We start from the raw sequence: 16,061 nt of genomic DNA, 5'->3' as shown, positions 1-16,061 counted from the left end.
CAGCGTGGAGCGGGGCCGCTTTTGATCGCACGAATTTCATTCACGAGCTGACGATAATATTTGTCGCCCTCTTTCGTACTGGGTTCGAGAGAAGAGTCGTATCCGTCACCATAAACATCCATAAACACGGCGCTTCCGTCGGGGAAAAGATTATTTTGACAACCGGCCACAGCGTCTGCATTGCAGGGCGTGCGTACCGCGCCCCATAGGTTCCAGCTATTAATGAAAACGATGGATAGATTTGGGTAGTCCCAGAAGCGATTGAATTGCTGATGAAGCGTAAGCCTTCGCCGTAGGCCGCAGGGTAGGTCCGCGGCGGTTATGCCGCCAGCGCCGACGCGGCGTCGTTCTTGTGCCAGTTCCACGGGAGCAGCTCGTCGAGCCGATGCGCGGGGTGGGTTGCGATGCGGGCGAGGACGTCGGCGAGCCAGGCCTGCGGATCGACGCCGTTCATCTTCGCGGTCACGATAAGGCTGTACATCGCCGCGGCGCGCTGGCCTCCGCGATCGGAACCGCAGAACAACCAGCTTTTTCTGCCGAGTGCAATGCCTCTCAGCCCTCGTTCCGCAGCGTTGTTCGATAAGCAAACGCGTCCGTCGCCGAGGAACAGCGTGAAGGCAGTCCAGCGTTTCAGCATGTACTGGATCGCCTTTGCGAGATCGTGTCCGCGCGACAGCTTCGCGACCTGTTCGCGCAGATAGCTTTCGAGCTCGTCGACGAGTGGGCGGCTCGACGCCTGGCGAACCGCAAGACGTTCCTCCGCGCTCTTGCCGTTGATCGTGCGCTCGATCGCAAACAGTGCGTCGATCCGGCGCACGATTTCGATGGCGATCGGCGACAGCGGGATTTCCTTCTTCCCGGCCGCCCTGCGACGCGCGTTTTCGTCGATGTCCGCCATTGCGAAGAACGGACGCCGTGCGTGGGTCCAACACGCCGCCTCCCGGATCGGGCCGGGCTCGCGGTCTGCAAGATACAGCTTGTTGTAGCCGTCATAGGCGTCCGCTTGCAGGATGCCGGAGTATCCCGCCAGATGGCCCTGCGGATGTTCCCCGCGCCGATCGCGCGAGTAATAGAACATCGCGGCCGGCGGCCCGGCGCCGCCGAAGGGCGCGTCGTCGCGCACATAAATCCAGCAGCGTCCTGTGTCGGTCTTGCCCTTGGCCAGCACGGGAACCGTGGTGTCGTCCCCATGCAGCCGCTCGGCTGCGAGGACGTGCGCCTCGACAAGACGCCGCAGCGGATCGAGAACGGAGCAGAGGGAGCCGACCGCGTCGGCCATGGTCGACAGGGCGATCGGCGCGCCTTCCAGCGCATAGCGCTCGGCCTGGCGGTTCAGCGGCTGATGCTGGCCGAACTTCTCGAAGGCGATCATCGCAAGGAGGCTCGGCCCCGCCCAGCCGCGCGCGACGACATGGAACGGCGCGGGGGCTTGCGTGATCTTCTCGCAGTCCCGGCAGGTGAACTTCTCTCGCACAGTCTCCACAACCTTCCACTGGCGCGGCATCGTCTCCAGCGTTCGCGTGACATCCTCGCCGAGCTTGCGCAGGCGCGAACCGCCGCAACAGGCGCAGGCCTTCGGCGCCTCGATGACCACGCGCTCGCGCGGCAGATGGTCGGGGAAGGTGTTGCGCTCCGGCCGCTTGCGTTCGAAGCCGGCGACCGTCGTCGTCTTCGCGACGGCGCGCTCCGCGGCGAGTTCGTCTTCCGTCGCGCTCGCCTCCAACTCCTCCAGCTCGAGCGACAACTGATCGAGCAGCCGCGCAGAGCGCTCCGATTTCTGCCCGTAGATCTGCCGTTGCAATTTGGCGATCTGGAGCTTTTGCGCCGCGATCAGCGCCATGTCTTCCGACGCCTTTGCAAGCGCGACGGCGAGCTGCGCTTTCAGCACGGCGTTTTCGTCGAGAAGAGCTTTGGCCGCAGCGTCCATGACGCGAAGTGAATCATACTTCCAGTGATTTGTGGCGCCCCAAAATGCAGTCGACCCCAGCTTTTTTCACGCCTTACCCCGCGCTTTGCGGCCTGTAGGTGAGTTGCGGGTTTCGCCAGTCAATTCCTTCCAGCATATAGGCCATCTGTCCGGCCGAGATCGACACCACGCCCGCACTCGCCGAGGGCCAGATGAACTTTCCTCGGTCGAGACGCTTGGCATAAAGCGACAGGCCAACCCCGTCGTGCCAGAGGATTTTCGCCAGGTCACCGCGGCGACCGCGGAAGATGTACAGGTCGCCCGCGTGCGGGTCGCGCTTCAACTGCTCCTGCACCTGAAGCGCCAGCCCCTGCATGCCACGCCGCATGTCGGTATGGCCGGTCGCGATCCAGACCCGGCAGCCCGCCGGCAGCGGGATCATCGGCGCAGCGCTTTCAATGTCGCGGCGATCGTCGCAGAAGGCGCGCCGGCGCCAATCCGAACACGGGCGCCCTTTATGTCCACTTCGATGACGTTCGCGTCGATGTCGTTCAGAGGCGGTGATTGCGGCGGCGGCGTCTCGATGACTACCGGCGAAAACCCGCAAGCGTCGATGCTTCCGTTCCGTTGCGCCGCTCGGCGCCACTTGTAGACCAAGCTCGTGCAGACATCCTCGCGACGCGCCACCTCGGCGACCACCGCGCCGGGCTCCTCAATCGCCGCCAGTATCCGAACCCGATCTTCGTCCCTCCACCGTCGGCGCCGTTCGACGCCCGTGATCAATGTCATCCGACCCATGCTGTGCAGTTAGCCTCGCTCATAAAGCCGACTTAGCTGCGCAGCATCGCGTTCCTGCTCAAAATTCGAAAGGCGGCCCACGCCGAAGGGATACGATGAAGCGTGGCACCGTTTAGTTTTGGCACCGCAGTAGCTTTGTCGCTTATGTATCCACTGCCCGGAAAACGTTGATAGGCAGCGCTTACAGATAGTTCCTCGGGCTTACCATTGTAAAACGCTATGCGCTGGTTACACGGTGCAGATCCATTGAGCTCTTTAAATCTGTCCTGACAATTTTCGATGAAGCTCCATTCTTCCGATGAATAACCTGCGCGTTCCGGACTTCCGAGCAGCCCCCACATCTTCCGTATTGTATAAAAGTGCGAGAGATCTGCGAGTGCTTCCGGATCTGAGGCGAAGGGGTGTTTGCCATCGGCGTCGAGGCATTTGTGAGCCGGTGCTTTAACGCGTGCACGGCTCGCGAGCCACAAAGGCTTCCCAAAATAGAGGAAACCCATGTTCTTATAGCGTCCGGTCCTCGGATTAAGCCTTTCGTTCCAGAACCGTTGCATGTCCGGTTTTGGGCACGGAGTTCCCGTAATTGTTTTCGCTTGGGGAGACGGATCATTTTTTACTGGCGTAAACGGAACAACCTTAGGTGCACCTGGAATACCGCTCCATATTTCTAATAGCGCGTCCACTGGTTGCTGGACCATCTTCACCGGATCGGTAAGCGGATCCCACCAGCGATTGTCGAATACCTGGTGCTGAGCTTCGGGATCTGCGTAATAGGAATTTGTTGAATCGATGGCAATGAAATCGACGCCGGCGTCTCGCAGCTGTTCCGCATGTTTCACGAGGACTTGTTTGTCCCGGCTCAGGCAGTAATATCCGAGTTGGGGCCGTCCCGACCAATGATATTTAAAGAGTGCACCCCATTCTTGACGGCCCGCCAGAATTTCCTCAATGTCGTGGTTCCGTCCCTGGTCGGTAAACATGCATTGCCAAGGTTCATACAATATGCCGAACTCAACCGACCGATCGGCCGATAAGCCAACTGTCCCCGCTCTCATCCAAACTGAGATTGCTAAAAGCAGGGAACTGATCTTCGGGAATGATTTCATGCGGAAACCCGGTAGAATTCTCGGTTCAAGCCAATCTCCGAGGACACGGGCAGTCGGCTGTCATCATCACGCGTTTCGTGCCAGCTCGAAAAAAACGAGCGGTCCGGATCGCTCTCGACCCGGGTGGGATAATTGGTAGGACATAAGGCATCGTATTTCAAGACAATCGGCGTTTGTGAAAACTATCCCGCTCAGAATTCCATCGATCTATCACCGTAGTCAGGGAAATACATCGCTGCGTTAGGGATACAAAAAAGCAAAGCGTCTGCGCCGAGAACTTTCGTCGATCAGCGATCAGAGTTCCGGTGTTGATAACCCTCGGGAGCGATGTTGCGGAGAGATTGGCGCATAGGCGATGGAAAACGCCAGCGCCACATTCCTCGACGCGGTGCGCAAATCGATGCGCCAGATAACATCGGCGCGCCGCGCGGAGTTTATCGACCCGGCGCTACTCACCGCTGAGTAGAGTCTTCAATGCGAGCGCTATATGCGACGCGCGGAGATAAGTCGAGCGTATGGCTTCCGCAACTGATTGCCCCTGTCGTCAGCACGTCGACCTGACGAAGCTTCGCGACAATCTCCTCGGGCTCGTGGCGTTTCCTGCCCATCTTAATTCCTCCTCAAAGGCTAAAAAGCCATACTTCAGGGAGGGCCACTTTTAAGGGGCAGACCACTGATAACCAGCGGCAATTCGAGCGCAGCGCGATCACGACGCCCCGTCATGGGTGCGGCCCGGCCGGCACGCCGTGGCGTTCGAGCGTCAGCCCATTGTTCTGCATGGTAAGCGCTGTTTTGACCGCACCTTTTCTGGGGCTAGGGACGGGGCGATATTCGGAGCGTTGAGGAGCTCCGACACATGTCGATTTTAGAGCATAAGCACGTGTCGGAGATTGAGGCGGCTCCGCCACGACGTGTCGAGATTTTTACTGGGGCCGGTCGCCGCCGCACGTGGACGGCGGAAGAAAAGGCGTCGATCGTTGCGGAGAGTTATGAGGAAGGCGTCCACGCCTGCCAAGTTGCTCGCCGACATGGTTTGACGCCACAGCAATTGTTCACGTGGCGGCGCGCGGCGCGGGAAAGTTTGAAGGCTGTTGACGCCGAAACTCCCTCAGCATTTGTTCCTGCGGTTGTTGAAGCGACAGCTGTGAAAGCAACGCCTGCCGAGCCGGCCGACGCCCAAGCGGCCTCTGTTCGGCCGCCGATTATCGAACTTGAGATCGGCGGTTCGCGCGTATGGATATGGCGCGGGGCGGAGGCGGCGCTGGTGACCGCGATCGTCGGCGCGTTGAAGGACGATAAAAGATCGGACTGCGCGTGATCGGCCCGACGGGCGCGGTCCGCGTCATGGTGGCGACGAAGCCCGTCGACTTCCGTAAGGGCGCGGAGGGTCTCGCGGCGCTGGTGCGCGAGACGATGCAGGCCAATCCCTTCGACGGCGCGATTTACGTTTTCCGCGCCAAGCGCGCGGATCGGATTAAACTCGTGTTCTGGGACGGCACGGGCGTATGCCTCTTCGCCAAGCGACTGGAGGACGGCGAGTTCCGCTGGCCCAAGATCGATGACGGCGTCATGCGATTGTCGGCGGCGCAATTGTCGGCGCTGCTCGAAGGACTCGATTGGCGGCGCGTGCGCGCGGCGAAAGAGACGCCGGCCCCCGCGTTGCCGGGATGAGCTGCGACACAGTGAATCAGGGCCTCGAAGAGCGTCGAAAGACGGCAGAAAATATGGTGTTCTGCGGCTATGGCGCAGGCGATCGAGAGGCTTCCCGACGATCCGAACGAACTGAAGGCGATGCTTCTCGCCGAGCGCGCGCGCAACGAGCGCCTGGTTCAGATCATCAAGGAGATGCAGCGCCATCGCTTCGGGCGGCGCGCCGAGACGCTTCCCGAAGACCAGATGCTGCTCGCGCTTGAAGAGGTCGACCAGACGGAAGCCGGCGCGGCGGCGGCGGCGGAAGCCAAATCCGCCGCCGAACGTGAGAAGGCGGCCAGAAAGCGCCGCACGAACCGTGGCGCGCTGCCTGCCCATCTGCCGCGCATCGAGACCATCGTCGACATCGACGAGAAGGCCTGTCCCTGCTGCAAGGGCGCGCTTCACCGGATCGGCGAGGATGTCTCCGAGCGGCTCGACATTGTGCCGGCGCAGTTCCGGGTGCTGGTGACTCGGCGTCCCAAATACGCCTGTCGCGCCTGCGAGGGCGCGGTCGTGCAGGCGCCGGCCCCGGCGCGGCTGATCGAAGGCGGACTGCCGACCGAGGCGACCGTCGCCCACGTGCTCGTTTCCAAATATGCAGATCACCTTCCGCTCTATCGGCAGGCCCAGATCTACGCCCGGCAGGGCATCGCGCTCGACCGTTCGACGCTCGCCGACTGGGTTGGACGCGCCGCCTGGCATTTGCGGCCCGTGCATGAGCGACTTCTGGAACACATAAGATTGTCGACGAAAATCTTCGCCGACGAGACAAAGGCGCCGGTGCTCGACCCCGGACGGGGGCGCACCAAGACCGGCCAGCTCTGGGCTTATGCGCGCGACGACCGGCCTTTCGGCGGCGCAGATCCGCCGATCGCCGTCTATGTCTATGCGCAAAACCGAAAATCCGAGCAGCCGCTCACGCATCTTGCCGGCTTCACGGGCGTCGTGCAGGTTGACGGTTACGCCGGCTATCGTGCGCTGGCGCAGAAGAACAGCGTGTCGCTCGCCTTCTGCTGGTCGCATGTCCGCAGGCGATTTTACGAACTCGCCGCCGCCGGCCCTGCGCCGATCGCCAGCGAGGCGCTCGAGCGCATCGGCGCGCTCTACGCGGTCGAGAGCAATATCCGGGGTCAGAACCCGGATGACCGGCGCGCGGCGCGACAGGAAAAATCCCGCCCCATCCTCGACGCCCTCGAGCCATGGCTGCGTGAAAAGCTCACGCTGATCAGCCAGAAGACCAAGCTCGCCGAGGCGATCCGCTACGCGCTCTCGCGCTGGGACGGCCTAACGCGCTTCGTCGACGACGGGCGCATCGAGATCGACTCCAACATCGTCGAGCGCGCCATCCGCCCCATTGCCCTTAATAGGAAGAACGCTCTCTTCGCGGGTTCCGATGGCGGGGCTGAGAACTGGGCGATCGTCGCATCGCTTATCGAGACCTGCAAGATCAACGGCGTCGATCCGCAAGCCTATATGACCGACGTCCTCACGAAGATCGTCGACGGCCATCTCGCCAGCAAACTCGACGAACTCATGCCCTGGGCCTACGCGCAGCCGGTCGCACTCAAAGACGTGGCCTGAAAACAGCGGTTACTCTGCATGATCCGCAACACGCCCTTGACGTTCACAGGCGGCTTGCCTCGACCCGCAGCTGGCGGTTCGCCAGCGCGCACACGCGCCGATAGCCATAGGTCGGACTCGCTTCGACGATGGCGCGGATAAGCGGCGCAAGGTCCGCGTCCTGCGCCTTGCGATAGCGGCCACGGGGCTTTGTCGCGCCCTTCATGCTCTCGGCAAGGGTGGAGCGGGCAACGGTGAGCGTTTCGGCGACAGCGCTCATCGGGAAGCGTCCGCCTTCCAGACACGAGCGGCAAGGTCGGTTTTTTTTTGCCCGGCCGTGTCAACCGCTTCCCGGAGGATCGCGACCTCCAACGTCTTCTTGCAGAACAGGCGTTCCGGTTCACGGACCTTCTTCTCGAGATCACGAACTTCCGAGGCACCGACCACATCCTCGTCCGCCGCCACGGCGGCCTGACCGCCCTCGGTCATACGCCGCTTCCCTGCGAAGAGTTGAGACGGCGCGATTCCGGCGCGTCGGGCGAGGAAGGATACGCTCATCACCAGCTCCGAGCTTCTTCCACGAGGCGGACTTTCTCGGCCGCACTCCAATGCCGGCGCAGTTGCACAGAGGTGATGACTCCGACGAGCGAAACGGGCGTCTCGGGGACATTGGTCCTAGTCGTATTCCTAGGCTTACGCCTATGCCTTATCGGCTATGCCGGATGTCCGGTCAAAACAGGGTGCGCGCCGAATGCTCCTAATTTGCGGCGAGAATCCTCGCCGTCGCCAGGCAGAATCCACTCAAGCTACTGTCCGAATTTACTAGGCCTCTCAATTACCAAAATCTCGGGAGCGCGCAATCACGTCAGCAGAAGGATCGAAGAACCCCCTATGGAGCGAGCGGCTTTTTTGCCGTCAATACTGTTCCGTAGGCGATATCTAGTTGCTGTTGTAGACTAAGTTTCGAATTATAATCTTTTGTATAGTCAGCTGGCGAGGCTTCTACGAATTCTCGTACCTTTGTATTCAATAATTGTTCCTTTGCAGGTTCATCTAGACTGGATATCCAATGGAGGAATAAGTGACGGGCGGACCATAGTGGAGCAAAAAAATGTGGCACGTATTGGTTACAGTCGACAAGCTCCTCCGGTAGCAGGCTTCGCAAGCCTTGCGCTGTCATATTGAAATAATGATGCGGATAACCATGATAAGGACAAAGAAATGGTGCAGCGATGTAAATTCCCCCGCCGGGCTTTAGGACCCGATATAATTCCTTCGCGGCTGCTGCAGGGTTACGAACGTGCTCAAGTACCGCAGAAGATATCACGTAATCGAAGACGCCGTCCTTGAACGGGAGTTTCTCGGCAATTCCTAGGACATCCGTAGTGTCGTAAGGAACTACTTCAAAATTAACGACGTTATGGTAGTACGAGGGACACAAGCCGGCCCCAACGTCTAAGATCCAAGAGGTTGGGTTACTTTCAATATATTTTAGATTGACGTCATCATATCCGTGGCTGGAAACAGCGGTCGTAGGTGTAATCCCGGCGCTAATCCTATATTCGGGGCGAAGACAATCAAGCGCCCCACAGTCATGAATTCCCAAAAGCTCATCTTTGTTTAACAAATTGCTTACAATATACTTAAGTTTTTTCTCCTTCTGCCGCGCGACAGCCGCTCTGCGCGCAAAAAATCTGTTCTCAGCATAGCCGAGCGCTTTAAAATGATGAAGGCCCGACTCGATGATACCCTTAGAGATCGCTTCCTGGATATCTTTGTTGGCATCCAAATACTCAGTTTCACTGAAGTGTTCGAGACTAGCTGGCACGAGATATGGCGTCACGTTGTCCATCTAATTAAACCTCTATCTGCACGTTAAGTCGCTCAGTGAGCAAGTTCCGCATCAAGCCTGCGCAACAAGTCAGTGCGGTCGACATACTGGCCAGGCTCGGATTTTTTCAGAGACACGAAAAATTCAAAGCCTACGGTTGCAGAGAACGAGGCGATTCCCATGTTGATTAAGCCTAGCACATTGAGATCCTGCATGACCAAGCGAAAGCTGGACGGAGTGAATACCCATGCGTGCGCATCTTCGAACTGGTTGCGGACGATATAGTCTTGCATTCTAGCGTACGCCTCCGAGACCGTGTGGACAAGTCTTGTTCCGTGAAGTTCGCGATCGAACCAAACCAAACTACCGTCACGCGTGGTGTGATAAGCGTATTGATCGAAAATTTGCCCAGGTGAGTGCTGCGTTCTGCGTTCCAGATGCGCTTGCAGTATCGCACCAGTCGTTGAAACAGTTTTAAAAATATCGAAACAGTATCGCTTGTCCGGAACCACGAGGCTCAGTACACCACCGCGCTTGAGGAGCCGCTGACAATCCCTTAGAAATCCGACCAAGTCGGCAGTATGCTCGATGACGTTAGAGGCGATAATAAAATCGTATTCGTCGGGTTTCTGAATCGCGTCGAACAGGGTTTGATTTTCAATCACGTAGTCAACATCTTCAATTTTGGACGTATCGACGCTCCACGCGGCATATTTTTTTCGTAGACCTTCTGCATCTAAATGATCAACGACGTCAACATTCCAGCCGCCGTTCTTCGGCGCAAGCGGATTATAGCTTGGGCCGACCTCAAGTCCTTTTCCCCGCTTATCAATAAGTTGCAGAACGAGCTGCTCCCTCATCGCTTTTTGTTCCCTTAGGCTAGAGCTCATGATCCTGAGCGCTCACCACAGCTGTTGATTAAGCTGGAAAAAACAGGCATCGCACCCGACGGTTCTATTCTCGCTTCCGGCAGACAATGACCTCGGTATACTCACCGAGAATTCCATGAGTTTGATCGGCAAAACGACAAATTCTCACATCGAAGGGCGCCCATTTAGCGATCTGATCCCCAATGTCATAGCCGTAATCGATTGTGACGAGAGCGCCCCTCTCGTCGATGGGATTGCCATGATATTCCGGTACTTCGACGAGCTGCTCAACTTCGCCGTCCGCTTTCAGCAAAGCTCGCGCTGTGACGGCGGTCACTAGCCATTTCCGGATCGGAAACGTATGCACATAATATCCGCGTGGCTTGAGGGTTCTCCACACCTCCAGATAGACCCTTTCCGGATTGAATACATGCTCCATAACGTCAAGTGTAATCGTTAGGTCGAAGGTCGCGGAGTTGAACGTCATTTGCTCCAAATTTTCATTTCGGAAAGAGCCACAGGTTTCGCCTGGGGTCCGATCCGGAAAATAATGTGTCGGAACATAGCCGGGCGCCTCCGCCGCCATGTAGCGTGATAGACCCGAGGGACTTGGCGAGGACTCGTGAATTTGCAGTTTGCGCCAGTTAGGCAGTATCTCGTTCATGACGAGTGCTAGACCGCGTTCGCGAACACTCGATCCACAATTGGGGCAAACGAGGAAATCCCGGAACCATTCAGAATGGGACTTCATCGTTTGGTGCGTTGAGCACACCGGGCAGAACGATTCAAACGAAAACATTCGAGCCTCTTGTAAGCGTGAACCTCCGGCGTTGTAGCCGCTCCGGACGGACAATTTCCGCTAGCTATGATCCGTCACACTGATAGCGCACTCGATCTTTGAGCAGGCGGAGGCCAAAATTGTATAACTGCTGATCAAATTTAACCTGATTTTCACATATGTACTTAATCTCTGGATTCTCTAGTCCTTTGAGTTCAACGAGCTTTTTATTCAGTCTCGCCATAGGTTTAAATTTCAAATTGGCACCCAGTAATTGGCAAATGTGCCGAGTCGACGACTCTGTAAACTCAGTGAGCCCAAAGGTGATCGATTTCAGATTCTCGATTGCATCATGAAGGTCTGCCTCTGTGACGCGGCTATTGCGATCAGCAGTCGACAAAAAGCGCGCGTTTGCATATTATCGAATAGATTCAGGCCGTGCTGGCCCTCAGCGAGCACATTCGTTAGCCAACGCTCGAACTCACCTGGGTTCGTGAAGTCCACTTCATGCATCCGCTCAGAAATAGAACGAAGCTCGGGGCTGACGTAACCGAACAGGTCTTCACCTTCTGGCGCTGTGATCGCGTACTGATATCGGATCACCGACATTAGATGCTGCAAGGGATCTCTAAGAAAGGTGACGATTTTGAAATGGGCGGGAACGAACTGTCGCACGACCTCGTATGCTACGTGCCCCGATACGAAGGGAAAACGCGTCCAAAAATCAGATTTGTGCCACTCGCAATGCAGTTCGATATGCTGAGCGGTTTCTGCCGGAGCATAAAGACTAGATAAGAGATCATTGACTGAGGTGCCGGCCGTTTTGGGAATGTGTATAAAAAAAACGGGGACCATTCGCGCCTATCTCCTGGATAATTCGGCTTTTTTTGAATTGCGGGTATGACACGGTTCGTTACGACAAGCAAGCGAAACGAACGTTGCTGTGCTGCACCCGAAAGAAGCATATCTGAAGCATATCTTACGTACCGTCTGGTGGCTGTTAAAACCTCGCCGGTAGCTGAGTCGAACTGAGGAATTGCGTGAGCAGCGAAGGGAGTGTAGTCAGAGTGGCGGCGACTTTTGCCTGGGCGCTATATGAATGGGTGCCTTGCGGGATCATTGTATGATTGAATGGAGTCTGAGGGCTCCAGCGCGAGACGAAAGAGCTGGCCTCAGAATTTCGGACAGTAGCTTGAGTGGAATTTGCCTGACGACGGCGAGGATTCTCGCCGCGAATCGGACTATTCGATGACAAAGCGAAAGCCGGACGCATTCTCCGGCGTTCAAAGCGGCAGTGGCCTTAGCCGCGATCAAGGGAGAGAAGACGCTGGCCGAACTGGCGCAGTAGTTCGACGTCCATCCAAACCAGATCACGACGTTGAAAGGCCAGTTGCTGGAAGGCGCGGCGGGCGTTTTCGGGCAGGAGAAGACGGAGCCTAAAGAGGCGGCCGTGGATTTGAAGGCGCGCTTCACGCCAAGATCGGTGAACTGACGCTGGAGAATGATTTTTTGGAAGGCGCGCTTACAAAAGCGGGTTGGGGAGCGCAAAAAGATGATCGACCGTACCCATGACCTTTCGATCGTTGACAGGCGAAGGCGCTCGGGCTTTCCCGCAGCACGGTATACTTCAAGCCGCGACTGGTCTCTGCCGAGGACTTGAATTTCAAGCGCCCCCTCGACAAGCTGCATCTCGATTGTCCTTTTGCAGGCGCGCGGATGCTGCGCGATCTGTTGCGACCCGAGGCCCCCCGTCGTCGGCCGCCGGCACGTCGCGACGCTGATGAAGCGAATGGGAATCGAAGCGTTCTATCGGCGATCGAATACGAGCAGGCCTTCGCCCGGACACAAGATCTACCCGTATCTCCTGCGCGGCGTGACAATCGAGCGGCCCGACCATGTCTGAGCGATGGACATCTCCTACATCCCGATGCGGCGCGGCTTCGTCTATCTCGCAGCGGTCGTCGACGTGGCGAGCCGGCGCGTGCTGGCGCATAGCGTGTCGATCACGATGGGGACGGAGTTTTGCATTGAAGCTGTGAAAGAGGCGCTGGCAAAGCATGGCACGCCCGAGATTTTAAACAGGATCAGGGGGAGCCAGTTCACCAGCCTCGACTTCAGGCGCGTTCTCGACGCGAAAGTCTCGATCAGCGTGGACCGCAAGGCAGCCTAGCGCGACAATGTCTTCGTCGAGCGGCTGTGGCGCAGCGCCAAATACGAGGAAGTCTATCTGTGCGCCTACGACAGCGTCTCCGAGGCGCGCGCTTCGATCGGCCGATACTTGGCGTTCTATAATGCGCGCCGACCCGCATTCGAGCCTTGACGGCGCACACCCGACGAGGCTTACTTCAGCCTTAAGAAAACGGCGATGGCCGCATGACTGTCGCCTTCGATTTGTCACAGCTCTGGTCGGGCCTACGGCCCTCCCGCCGCCACGATCGCAGAACCCCGCGTTCAGCAAACCCGGCAGAGATCTTAAAATCCGCGGAGAGCTATCCAAAGAGGCGGAGCCAGCTCTGTATGAGTCTGCCGGTTGTGCCGAACACGTCTTTGACAAAACAATTTTAGTAGGAGGTAGGAAATGTTCAGTTTTGTGTTGGAAATTGTCGCTGAAGCGGAGAAAAAGGCGGCAGGAGGCGCTACTCTCACTCATGTGCTTCCGCCTCTGAGGAAGTTGGGTCTCGATGACTTTGGACTTTTATTTCTTTCGATGCCTAACTCGCTATGGCCGAATTTATCTCGGATTTTACCGCGTATGGCCGACAAGAACGTACAGGAGAGGTTTACTGGCAGCTCCGGTATTGAGCTTTTTAGACAAACAGCTATTTTCGTTCGACAGCTGGAGAACAACTTTGTCCGAGAAAGTCGAACCAGTCTGCGGGACAAACAAATTTTGGATTTTGGATGTGGATATGGTCGCCTTATTAGGATGATGTATTATTTTTCGAGTCCCTCGCAGCTCATCGCCGTTGATGCTGAAGAAACACCGCTGAGGATCTGCAAGGACGACGGGGTAGAAGCGCACTTTGTGAATACGAAACATATACCTACGTCTATTCCCATTCGAGATGGCTCCGTTGACCTCGCGTATGCCTACTCGGTGTTCACCCATTTGCCCAAGTACGCTGCGGAAGCCTGTCTTAACGCGGTCAAGGCGGCTCTAAAGCCCGGCGGACTTTTCGTTGTTACGGTGTGTCCCGTTGAGCTGTGGACCCAGGGAGGAATTGCTGAGCGAGGCGAAGCACAAGCTTTGATTAGGCAACATAATGTCGAGGGCTTTGCTCACCGACCGCACGAGATTCACAAACATTACGGGTGGTCCACAGTAAAATTCGATTTTTTTCACCAATGCGGTTGGAGCGTGGTTGGCTATGACACCAGCCTCACCGCACCGCTGCAGGTTATATTGACGTTACGACGGACTTGACAAACGGTTGCCGGATTAAACTAGATACAAATCACCAGAGCGTGTTTGGAGTGCTCCGTTATACTCTGACCACGCCCTTGACCTGTCCCTGAACTTTCCTCGAACAGCAGTTAGCGTCCCGTTTGTTGGTACGCCCGAAGGCGCGAATGGAGCAACAGGCGATCGCGGAGCTGGTCGAGGTTGTGCAGCCGGTCGCCTGTTGCCGTGAGATTGGCCGCATATTCCGTCGGCGTGCGTAGCCGAGCGAAGAGTGCGGGCGTCGATGATTGTAGTCGCTGACCCAGGCACCGATCTTCGCGCGCGCGTGATCTAGAGTATCCGTTATGCGCAAGGGGGTTTTCGGCCCATGGACGGTTATTGCGCCATGGGGCGTTGGCGAGGACGACGAGCTTGCGCATGACGGCGGTTATGGCGACCTCGGCGGGTTTTCCGGCTTCGACGAGCTTTTAATGAAGCGCTCGACTGTCTTTGTTGAACCTGCAAGCGACGAGCGCTGGCATATAAAGGGCTTGGCGAAGGAAAGCCGCGAATGTATGCGTGGCCTTTCCATGCGCCGGATTGTCTTTGCACGGGCGCGAGGCTTGCGGCCTGTTTGCCTACGAGGTTTCCAAGCTCAGACACTTCGATCAGCAAAGCGAAAGCAGATCTTGGAGACGCCGGGGATTGGAGAGGAGAATCTTGAACGGGCGCGAGAGTTGCGCGTTATCGAGGATGAGCTTTTCGATCGCGGCGTCGATCTCCTCGCGTTTGACGTCGATCTTCACGAGGCGCTTTTTGTTCTGCTTTTCGAGCAGGGCAAGCGTGATCGCCTTGGCGCGATTTTTGGCGGCGGTGCGGTCTTTGATGAGCGCGGCACCAGATGCAGCTCCTTCAGTTCAGCGATGGTCTGGCTGTCGAAAGGCCGTGGTTCGAGGCCGAGTACCTCGCCCATGCGCGCGAGCATGGCGGCGTCGACGCGATCGGCTTTGACGAGCTTGCCGGCCGCCTCGGCGAAACGGCGCGCTTGGCGGGGATTGACCTTGGCGATCGGCACGCCGGCGGCGCCGAACGCGCGTTCCAGCGCACGGTGATGGGGCCTGTTGGCTCGAACACAACGCTCTTCACCGGCGCGGCGGTTAGCCATTTGAGCAGGGCTTTGCGACCGGTCTTGTCATTGGCGAAACGGCGCGAGGCGCCATCGGCGCGCGCCTCTGCTTGTCATTGGGGCCAAAAGCCCGAGCATCCGTCCAGGCCGAAGGAAACGAGGAGGGCGATCAAACTCTAGCTCGACCCGTCAAACGGTTCGCGGTTTCCCGATCCGTCCCTCGCCGCTGACGAGAGGCGGCAACCTTCTCCTAGCGGTTCCTTCTCGCCCAAGCGGCGCCAAAAGTCATAAGACAATCGCTTTCTTTTAAAAGAGGCTCATGGCCAGCAGCGGCGAAGAGGTTTGCGCATTCGTTTGGCGTGAACGCCTCGAGCAAGGCGCCAATCCTGTTCCACAAGGCATCGACGCTGCGCTCGGCGGCTTTGCGCAAGAGCGCCTTGAGTTTCGAGAAGGCTTTCTCGATTGGATTGAAGTTGGGGCTGTAGGGCGGCAAGTAAAGCAGCTCGCCCGGGCGGCCTCGATCGCTTTGCGCACGCCGGCGCCCTTGTGGCTACTGAGATTGTCCATCACGATGACGTCTCCCGGTTCGAGCGTTCGAACGAGAACCTGGTCGACATCGGCCTGGAACCAGACGCCGTTGATCGGGACGTCGAGAAACATCCGGTCAGGCCGGAGAGGCTTAGACCGACGACAAAGGTCGTGGCTTTCCAATGGGCGTAGGGAACGCTGGCGCATAACCTCTCGCCCCGTGGGGCGCGGCCGTTTCTTCGGGCCATGTTCGTGGTCGCCCAGGTCTCGTCGATGAAAACGAGTTTCTCGGGGTCGAGGTCGAGCTGACTGTCAAACCACGCGTCTCGGCGTTTCACGATGTCCACCGGTCCTGCTCGCTCGCATGGGCGGTTTTTTTTCCAGCTGATGTTGTGGCGATCGAAAAAGCGCCATAGCGCGCCAATGCTGAAGCGATGCCTGCGCTCGGCGAGATGCGCTTGAAGTCATGCTTCTTGAGCCAGTTGAAA

The 16,061-nt window shown here is 57.7% G+C and carries 15 protein-coding genes and 3 pseudogenes; 5 read left to right on the top strand and 13 right to left on the bottom strand.

Translation table 11 applies throughout. The annotated features are described in order from the left end of the window. Positions 1 to 319: 319 nt before the first annotated feature. The 4 genes from tnpC (EHO51_RS15890) to EHO51_RS15875 form a co-directional block, all read right to left on the bottom strand. Positions 320 to 1,927, bottom strand: coding sequence for an IS66 family transposase (gene tnpC, locus EHO51_RS15890; protein ID WP_124737199.1), 1,608 nt, complete (start codon positions 1,925 to 1,927; stop codon positions 320 to 322). 73 nt (positions 1,928 to 2,000) lie between these two features. Beyond that, positions 2,001 to 2,348, bottom strand: coding sequence for an IS66 family insertion sequence element accessory protein TnpB (tnpB, locus tag EHO51_RS15885; RefSeq protein ID WP_124737200.1), 348 nt, complete (start codon positions 2,346 to 2,348; stop codon positions 2,001 to 2,003). Then, entirely contained in the window at positions 2,345 to 2,695 is a 351-nt protein-coding gene (gene tnpA / locus EHO51_RS15880; RefSeq protein ID WP_205788970.1) for an IS66-like element accessory protein TnpA, read from the bottom strand. The genes tnpB (EHO51_RS15885) and tnpA (EHO51_RS15880) overlap by 4 nt, the downstream gene beginning before the upstream one ends. Positions 2,696 to 2,736: 41 nt before the next feature. Then, positions 2,737 to 3,681 (bottom strand): hypothetical protein, encoded by a 945-nt coding sequence (locus tag EHO51_RS15875; protein WP_124739694.1) that lies wholly within the window; start codon positions 3,679 to 3,681, stop codon positions 2,737 to 2,739. 982 nt (positions 3,682 to 4,663) lie between these two features. On the opposite strand from EHO51_RS15875, the gene tnpA (EHO51_RS15870) reads away from it, so the two are divergent. From tnpA (EHO51_RS15870) to tnpC (EHO51_RS15860), 3 genes are all read left to right on the top strand, one after another. Further along, positions 4,664 to 5,125: an IS66-like element accessory protein TnpA gene (gene tnpA / locus EHO51_RS15870; RefSeq protein WP_109027271.1), complete on the top strand. Its 462-nt coding sequence runs from the start codon at positions 4,664 to 4,666 to the stop codon at positions 5,123 to 5,125. Between the two features lie 26 nt (positions 5,126 to 5,151). Further along, entirely contained in the window at positions 5,152 to 5,478 is a 327-nt protein-coding gene (gene tnpB / locus EHO51_RS15865) for an IS66 family insertion sequence element accessory protein TnpB (RefSeq protein ID WP_210330407.1), read from the top strand. A 69-nt stretch (positions 5,479 to 5,547) separates the two neighbouring features. Continuing rightward, complete coding sequence (tnpC, locus tag EHO51_RS15860; RefSeq protein WP_124737198.1) at positions 5,548 to 7,080, top strand: IS66 family transposase; 1,533 nt, start codon at positions 5,548 to 5,550, stop codon at positions 7,078 to 7,080. A gap of 8 nt (positions 7,081 to 7,088) precedes the next feature. Here the strand turns inward: tnpC (EHO51_RS15860) and EHO51_RS20940 are convergent. The 5 genes and pseudogenes from EHO51_RS20940 to EHO51_RS15830 all read right to left on the bottom strand — a co-directional run. Beyond that, a pseudogene (locus tag EHO51_RS20940) lies at positions 7,089 to 7,694 on the bottom strand (transposase); the annotation flags it as partial. A 254-nt stretch (positions 7,695 to 7,948) separates the two neighbouring features. Continuing rightward, positions 7,949 to 8,911 carry a methyltransferase domain-containing protein gene (locus tag EHO51_RS15845; protein ID WP_124739691.1) on the bottom strand — a complete coding sequence of 321 codons (963 nt, stop codon included), beginning with the start codon at positions 8,909 to 8,911 and terminating at the stop codon, positions 7,949 to 7,951. Positions 8,912 to 8,943: 32 nt separating this feature from the next. Continuing rightward, on the bottom strand, positions 8,944 to 9,750 hold the full coding sequence (locus EHO51_RS15840; protein WP_164479415.1) for a class I SAM-dependent methyltransferase: 807 nt from the start codon (positions 9,748 to 9,750) through the stop codon (positions 8,944 to 8,946). Positions 9,751 to 9,844: 94 nt separating this feature from the next. Further along, on the bottom strand, positions 9,845 to 10,423 hold the full coding sequence (locus EHO51_RS15835; protein WP_164479414.1) for a class I SAM-dependent methyltransferase: 579 nt from the start codon (positions 10,421 to 10,423) through the stop codon (positions 9,845 to 9,847). 447 nt (positions 10,424 to 10,870) lie between these two features. Next, a complete protein-coding gene (locus EHO51_RS15830; RefSeq protein ID WP_124739688.1) occupies positions 10,871 to 11,392 on the bottom strand; it encodes a sulfotransferase family 2 domain-containing protein in 522 nt (173 codons plus the stop codon). Positions 11,393 to 11,831: 439 nt separating this feature from the next. On the opposite strand from EHO51_RS15830, the pseudogene EHO51_RS15825 reads away from it, so the two are divergent. After that, positions 11,832 to 12,914: pseudogene (locus tag EHO51_RS15825) on the top strand (IS3 family transposase). Between the two features lie 201 nt (positions 12,915 to 13,115). Beyond that, positions 13,116 to 13,961, top strand: coding sequence for a class I SAM-dependent methyltransferase (locus EHO51_RS15820; protein WP_124739687.1), 846 nt, complete (start codon positions 13,116 to 13,118; stop codon positions 13,959 to 13,961). 58 nt (positions 13,962 to 14,019) lie between these two features. Here EHO51_RS15820 and EHO51_RS21425 read toward each other — a convergent pair whose 3' ends face one another. From EHO51_RS21425 to EHO51_RS20930, 4 genes and pseudogenes are all read right to left on the bottom strand, one after another. After that, positions 14,020 to 14,292, bottom strand: coding sequence for an integrase core domain-containing protein (locus tag EHO51_RS21425; protein ID WP_164479413.1), 273 nt, complete (start codon positions 14,290 to 14,292; stop codon positions 14,020 to 14,022). Positions 14,293 to 14,587: 295 nt separating this feature from the next. Further along, entirely contained in the window at positions 14,588 to 14,725 is a 138-nt protein-coding gene (locus EHO51_RS20570) for a hypothetical protein (RefSeq protein ID WP_164479412.1), read from the bottom strand. Next, entirely contained in the window at positions 14,722 to 15,084 is a 363-nt protein-coding gene (locus EHO51_RS15810; RefSeq protein ID WP_124739686.1) for an IS110 family transposase, read from the bottom strand. The genes EHO51_RS20570 and EHO51_RS15810 overlap by 4 nt, the downstream gene beginning before the upstream one ends. Before the next feature lie 274 nt (positions 15,085 to 15,358). Further along, positions 15,359 to 16,025: pseudogene (locus tag EHO51_RS20930) on the bottom strand (IS630 family transposase); the annotation flags it as partial. Positions 16,026 to 16,061 lie beyond the last annotated feature (36 nt).

The organism is Methylocystis rosea (assembly GCF_003855495.1).
In the GTDB taxonomy this organism is placed as follows: Bacteria; Pseudomonadota; Alphaproteobacteria; order Rhizobiales; family Beijerinckiaceae; genus Methylocystis; species Methylocystis rosea_A.
The sequence above is the reverse complement of the archived record's forward strand: the minus strand, read 5'-3'. Positions and strand labels throughout refer to the sequence as shown.